At 35.2% G+C, this 6,483-nt stretch carries 7 protein-coding genes; 6 read left to right on the forward strand and 1 reads right to left on the reverse strand.

What is annotated here, in order from left to right:
* The first annotated feature begins 4 nt into the window (after positions 1-4).
* The 6 genes from AACV33_RS14785 to AACV33_RS14810 are packed head-to-tail and all read left to right on the forward strand — an operon-like array spanning position 5 to position 4,764.
* Entirely contained in the window at positions 5-736 is a 732-nt protein-coding gene (locus AACV33_RS14785) for a tetratricopeptide repeat protein (RefSeq protein WP_241802846.1), read from the forward strand.
* Positions 723-1,211 carry a TadE family protein gene (locus tag AACV33_RS14790; RefSeq protein WP_012551727.1) on the forward strand — a complete coding sequence of 163 codons (489 nt, stop codon included), beginning with the start codon at positions 723-725 and terminating at the stop codon, positions 1,209-1,211. Before AACV33_RS14785 ends, AACV33_RS14790 begins: the two co-directional genes overlap by 14 nt.
* Positions 1,195-1,734 carry a tight adherence pilus pseudopilin TadF gene (tadF, locus tag AACV33_RS14795; protein ID WP_017023319.1) on the forward strand — a complete coding sequence of 180 codons (540 nt, stop codon included), beginning with the start codon at positions 1,195-1,197 and terminating at the stop codon, positions 1,732-1,734. Before AACV33_RS14790 ends, tadF begins: the two co-directional genes overlap by 17 nt.
* Positions 1,735-1,736: 2 nt before the next feature.
* On the forward strand, positions 1,737-2,996 hold the full coding sequence (locus AACV33_RS14800) for a TadE/TadG family type IV pilus assembly protein (protein WP_017023317.1): 1,260 nt from the start codon (positions 1,737-1,739) through the stop codon (positions 2,994-2,996).
* Positions 2,997-3,031: 35 nt separating this feature from the next.
* The gene (locus AACV33_RS14805; protein WP_182700365.1) at positions 3,032-3,673 is read left to right on the forward strand and encodes an OmpA family protein; all 642 of its coding nucleotides are present in this window, start codon (positions 3,032-3,034) and stop codon (positions 3,671-3,673) included.
* A 14-nt stretch (positions 3,674-3,687) separates the two neighbouring features.
* Positions 3,688-4,764: a phosphatase PAP2 family protein gene (locus AACV33_RS14810; RefSeq protein WP_182700366.1), complete on the forward strand. Its 1,077-nt coding sequence runs from the start codon at positions 3,688-3,690 to the stop codon at positions 4,762-4,764.
* Between the two features lie 35 nt (positions 4,765-4,799).
* On the opposite strand, the gene AACV33_RS14815 is transcribed toward AACV33_RS14810, so the two are convergent.
* Positions 4,800-6,483 (reverse strand): ATP-binding protein (locus AACV33_RS14815; protein ID WP_182700367.1); only part of this gene is annotated, 1,684 nt, incomplete at its 5' end.

Consider the following 6,483-nt stretch of genomic DNA (forward strand, 5'->3'; position numbering starts at 1 on the left):
AATTATGCTATTAAGTCTTGCTGGTTGTGTGACTCAATCAAGCATTGATACTGAAATTGCAAAAGAAACGATCTTAGTCAATACGAAAAATCACGCTGAATTAATTGTTTTTTATAAGAATCAATTGAAACAAAAAGAAAACCAACAGGTTCGAGAGAAGTTAGCTCAAGTATATCTAGATTCAAGCGATCCCGAATCCGCTTTATTTACCATTGCATCGTTGAATAACGATTCTCGCTCGATTCACTCTTTTTTAATTGAAGCAAATGCACAGCTAGAATCGGGCATGGTAGAAGACGCATTGGAGACTGCAAATAAAACGTATTTGCTCGATGACAATAATGCAGAGATAGAAAACTTATTGGGTGTTATTTACGCAGCGAAGCGAGATCTCCCTCAAGCAAGGCATTATTTTAATTTGGCGAGAAAACATTTATACAGTGATATGAAAATTAAGAACAATTTAGCGGTACTCGATATTCTTGAGGGCAAGTATGACAAAGCGAATGCTCGCTTATTGCATCTGTATCTGAATGATAAAAATGACGCATTAGTTCAATCGAATTTAATGTTAGCGATGGCTAAATCTGGGGATTTGGATTTTATGGAAAAAGTGCTTTCTCCTAAGTACACAAAACGTCAAATATCGGATCGCTATATTGCGTTAAGAAAGACAGAGCTTCAAAGAAATAAAGTCACACCGACCGGAGTCAAAAATAACGATGAGAATCAATAAACAGAAAGGCACTGCCAGTATTGAATTCGTTTTGGGGTTTATGGCTTTTTGGCTCATTTGTATGGCATGGGTTGAGATGAGTTATATGTCTTATATCTCAGCGATCAGTGATTTAATTGTTTCAGAATCTGCTCGTGAATCAAAAACAGAAGAAGCGGACTACTTGGATTCTTTTAATCGAGCCATTACTGAGAATCAATCGTTATGGGGAAGCGTTGTTGATCCAACTAAATTTACAATGTCGATTCAATATCTTGAAAGTGTCAATGAATTAGGTGGTTTAGTTGACCCATGCGTAGTGCCTGATGCCGAAGTCACCGCTGAATGTGGTGAATCAGAAAACAGAGCCATCGCAGTTTATCGGATAGATTATCGTTTTTCTTCTATTTTTACGTATTTTGTCGACACGGAAAGTCTTTTTAGTCGTGAAGTTATTGTTATTCAGGAGTACGAGCGTGATGCCTTTGAGATTTAAACAACGAGGAAATTTTACTGTTGAATTTGCCGTTGTCGGAGTAGCACTTAGTATTATGTTTGTATTCAGTGCTGATGTCATCATTAAACTGTCAATTCGAGGCAAACTCGATCGGTTATCGTATTCTTTGGTGAATGTATTAAAAGAACGAACTCAATTGTATGACGAAGATTATGTCATCACACAAAGCGAAGCCGATACCATATTTACCATTGCACAAAATTCACTTCGTCGTATGCAACAAAGTTATAAGGATAAAAACTTTGGTGGTGTTGTTGAGGAGCTTACCTTTCGAGGTATTGGGAATCCAAACGCTCCAAGGCGCTATAACTTAGGGGGCTATGCTTGCCCATTAGCACAGACGATTAATGAGTTTGACTATCTTTCCGTTGTCACTACTTGGACTCGGCAAGCGACGCTATATCGCGTCACGCTATGCTATAACACCGACAACATGTTTGGTTCTCTTGTTAACGAAAGCTACACGAATGTCAGTTCGTCATCCATTATGATCGGGAGATAGTTGTGAAATTAAGACGTCATCAAAAAGGTCATGCGGCTATTCTATTTGCCATGATGATCCCTGCTTTATTTGGGATTTTTACGTTAGCAAGTGATGGGGCAAGAGCGATTCAAACGAAAGCACGGATTGAAGATGCCGCAGAGGTGGCCACACTGGCTGTTTCTGCTCATAACGATCCAAACCAAGATTATGGTGGCGGTGGATCCCCTAGTTCTGCAAATCAACAAATAGTGACAGATTACATCAACGCTTATATTAGTGATGTGGACTCGATAAATGAAATCAAGGTATACAAACGCAACTGTGAAGAGATACCGGAGTGCAAAGCGGGTTTAGCGGTAGGTGAACCAAGGTACTTTGAGCATGAGGTTGGTGTGACAACGAGTCAAAAATCGTGGTTTCCTGGTAATGATGCCATTGTTGGGATGGGAGAGAGCTTCTCGACAAGTGGGCATTCTTTAGCGCGTAAATATCAAAGTGAAGCGGTCGATGTGATGTTTGCTGCCGATTTTTCTGGTTCGATGGAGGATGGTTGGACTGGTAGCAATAAAAGGAAATATCAGGACTTAATTGAGATCATTAATAATATTTCTGTTGAGTTACAAAAATTTAATGATTTAGAAAATAGTGACAATGATAACACGATGGGGATTTCTGCTTATAACGTCGATACCTATTCTCAGTATTCAGGAGGTTGGGGCAGTAACGATTGGTGCCATCTTAGCCAAGGAGTGACTAGCTGGGGAAAGGTTTCAGCTGGGGAAACCGTTGCGGAGCTTTGGAATGAGAAACCAAAAAGTTATTGTAGTTATTTTGGAGGCAGCGGACGATTTAATGATATACCTTTAACGCTAAATTTTGACGATTTTAACCAAAAAGTAGCTAGGTTCAGCCCAAAGGGAGGTACTGCCTCTTATCAAGCATTAATTCGAGGGGCTCAATTACTAAGCTATGGAACTAATTCTCGTCGCTTATTAATTGTACTTTCTGATGGTGATGATAATGACAAGGAATTAGCTCGTAATTTGGTTAATGCTGGAATGTGTAGCAGTATTCAACAAGGTTTAGAATCAGACAGAACACCAGATAACAGACCGATTAGAGCCCAAATGGCGGTGATTGGTTTCGATTATGACCCTTATGCAAATCAAGCGTTAAAAGATTGTGTTGGTGAAGAGAATGTTTATAAAGCAGAAGATTCAGATGATATCCAAAATACAATTCTTGAATTAATCAGTGAAGAAATTGGTCATTTAAAATAAATAGCGCTTTAGAGCGTAAGGTAGAGAATCAAGTAATGAATAAGTATTTAATAATAATAACGCTGTCTGCAAGTTTGTCATTTAATGCATATGCAGAAGATAATATGGATTTAAATCAATCACTTTTGCTTTATTGTGGTACTTCTGATGGTGAATACCAAAAAGAAATTCAGGTAGGAGATGGAGTGAAAGTGTCTCTTAACCAAGGTGGGTTTTACCAAGTTCAACAAGTAGATGCAGTAACGCCAGAAGCCTCTTTTATCCGCAGCCAGCTTGATAAAATGAACGTTGATGTCAGTTGTTCTGAATTTTTGTTAAGTCATTCATCAACAGTAGAAACAAACAGCCCTGATATGCTTGCTCGTGTTTACTTTAATTTTGATCAATCCGCATTAACGAAGCGTTCTGAATATGTGTTAGACCAAGTATTCACTAAGATTGAAGAGGAAAATACGCACCTAAAAGTCATTGGTCACACTGATGCGAAAGGGAGCAAAGCCTATAATTATGATCTTGGATTAAAGCGTTCTTATACGGTATTAAAGTATCTTGTTGCACATGGAGCAAATCCTAAGAAATTGACACCAAGTTCAAAAGGTGAAGAAGAACCGTTAGAGAGTAATGCAACTTCTGCGGGACGAGATAAAAACCGCCGAGTTGAGATCCAACAATTATAATACAGAAGGTATATATGCTACGTAGGTTGGTTGAGGCGGAATTCTGGAAAAGTAATTTGCTAGTTATTTATAAGAACATAAAAGCGGATAAAGTTATTTATGGACTAATTATTACGTTTGCTTTTTTTGTCACAATAGTCGCTAATCACAATGGTTATGAAAGTAAAAGCCAGCTAACTGGCTATTTATTATTGTTACCAGTCGTTCTTCAATTGTCATTCATTATTGGAAGTATAGGGTATTTTTTAGTTTTGGTTTGTCGTAGGGAGAAACAGCCGTTATATTGTTTTTGGCAACAAATGATTTTTTTCTATGAACAACGGTATCGAATAATTACTGCTTTTTTATTGCTTGTAGCGATTAGTATTTTTTCATCCTATTATTCAACGTTTAAAGCAATGATACCCGTATTTCATCCGTTTGAATTTGACGAGAGTATTCGTCATATGGACTTATGGTTGTTTTTTGGGCGAGAACCTTGGCGGTTAGTACATGATTTGTATCAATCACCTTGGATAACTTTTGCATTAGATATCGCTTACAGTTTGTGGTTTTTCCTGGTTTACGGGGTGTTAATTGTATTTTTACTTATTAAAAAAGGAAAAAAAAGAAGACGTTATGTTTTAGCCTGGTTATTGTGTTGGATTGTAATTGGAAATATATTAGCCCTTTTATTCTCTTCAGTAGGTCCGACCTTTATTGGACGTTTATATCCTGAAAGCTCGGATTATCTACCATTAATGACATTGTTACATCAGCAAGACATGTGGTTACAACAATATAGTCCGAATATTTCACTTAGCTCTTTGAGTACTCAAGATTACCTGTGGACCTCGTATACTACGGGAAAAGAAATGTTAGGTAGTGGTATTTCAGCCATGCCGAGTATGCATGTCTCTATGGCTGTGCTTATGGCCTTAGGGGTAAGTTCTCTTAATCGAAAGCTAGGGATTCTCTTTTGGTTGTTTGCACTGATTATCTATGTTGGCTCATTTACTTTAGGTTGGCATTACGCTGTCGATGGACTCGTTAGTGGTCCGGTAACGTTGATTATTTGGCACTTATGCGGCAGTAAATACCTTACCAAGTAAACGATAAAAAGAGAGTATCATCTGTTACTCTCTTTTTAAAATAAACTTGAAATTATGCTATCTAAGCTTTTATTATCAATCGGTTTTATTAAGTATCCATCACAATATTTCTTTATTTTTGTTTCTTCATCAAGCATGCCTTGTGCTGTTATCGCGATAACAGGAATATGTTTCATGTCTTTTGAATCTTTTATTCGTCGAGATAGTTCAATACCATTCATTATTGGCATCTTAATATCAGTAAAAATAACATCAGGTAGGGAGGATGTGTTTTTTAGTTTTTCTAAAATATCTTTTCCATTGATACCCTCAATAATATTGAAATCATAAGGTTCTAATTTTCTTTTGAGTACTTCACGATTGAATTCAATATCATCGACGATAGCGATGCTTTTCTTTGATTTCATTTCATGAATTTCTCTTTTCATGTGGTGGTATTTGTTTATTATTTTACTCTTTATTATTTCAATGTCTTTTAATGTAATGAAAATAGAGGTTCCTTCACCCACTTCACTTTCTATTGAAATGTTTCCGTTCATATCTTCAATAATTTTCTTTGTTATAAATAACCCTAAACCAGTTCCTTGATCTTTATCTTGATCGTGTATTTGTTCAAACGGATTAAATATACGCTCTATGTCTTTTTTTTCTATTCCTCGACCATTATCCGTAAATTCTAATACTAAATCAGTGGATAAATTGGTTGAGTTTATATATTTGACATTAATATTTATTTTACCACCTTTATCTGTGAATTTTATTGAATTACTTAAAAGGTTCATAACTATTTTATTTAAATGTTTTTTATCTATGTTTAAATTATAGAATTCATTTTTCTTATAATCTATTTTTATGTTTTTTGAATTTGACTGAAAACTAATGACATCAATGATGTTAGTTATAATATTATCGATTGAATTTGGTTCTTTATTTGATATTATTTTATTTGCTTCTATTTTACTTAGATCTAAAATATCATTAACCATCTCCAGTAATCCTTCGCCTGCTTTATAGAGCGTGTTTAATGTTTTCTTTTTTTCTTGGTCTTCTTCTTTTTCGATCAGATATAAGCTTAACCCTAAAATTGCATTAAGAGGCGTTCTAAGTTCGTGTGATATATTTGCAATGAACTTGGATTTTTTAATATTGGCTGATTCAGCAATTTCTTTAGATTTTTTTAGCTTATTGGTCCTGTCATCGATTTTTCTTTCTAAATCATCAACTAGCGTTGATATGTGTTGAGCCATTAAAGCCACATTTCTTGCGAGTACACCAAGCTCATCCTTCCTATATAACAAAGGGTTGTTATATTCATAGTTACCTTCTTGTATCTCTTTTATCCATTGACTGAATAATATTAATGGACCCTTAATATAATTAGTGATGAAAGTTGATAATAATAAAGTGAGTATGGTTAACATTATTATGGTATTAATGATTTTTTTTATGAATACATTATAATTATTATGTATTTTCTCCGTTAGTTCTTGGCTGTAACTTGTGGTTGTTTTCTTCTTTATTAAAACGGCCACATTCCATGGATAGTCTTTTACTGGTTGAATGGCGACTATATATTTTTCTTTTCCTAAATGTATTTCTGAATCCCAAGCGGTTTTTGTTGATATATTTCGCATGGTTATCATTTCATTAAATGTTAATTCTTTTATTTTTGTTATGTCGTTTAATTTAACTTTGTATTCTGACAAATATTTTTGTGCA

Source organism: Aliivibrio sp. SR45-2 (genome assembly GCF_963890165.1).
Classification (GTDB): Bacteria; Pseudomonadota; Gammaproteobacteria; order Enterobacterales; family Vibrionaceae; genus Aliivibrio; species Aliivibrio salmonicida.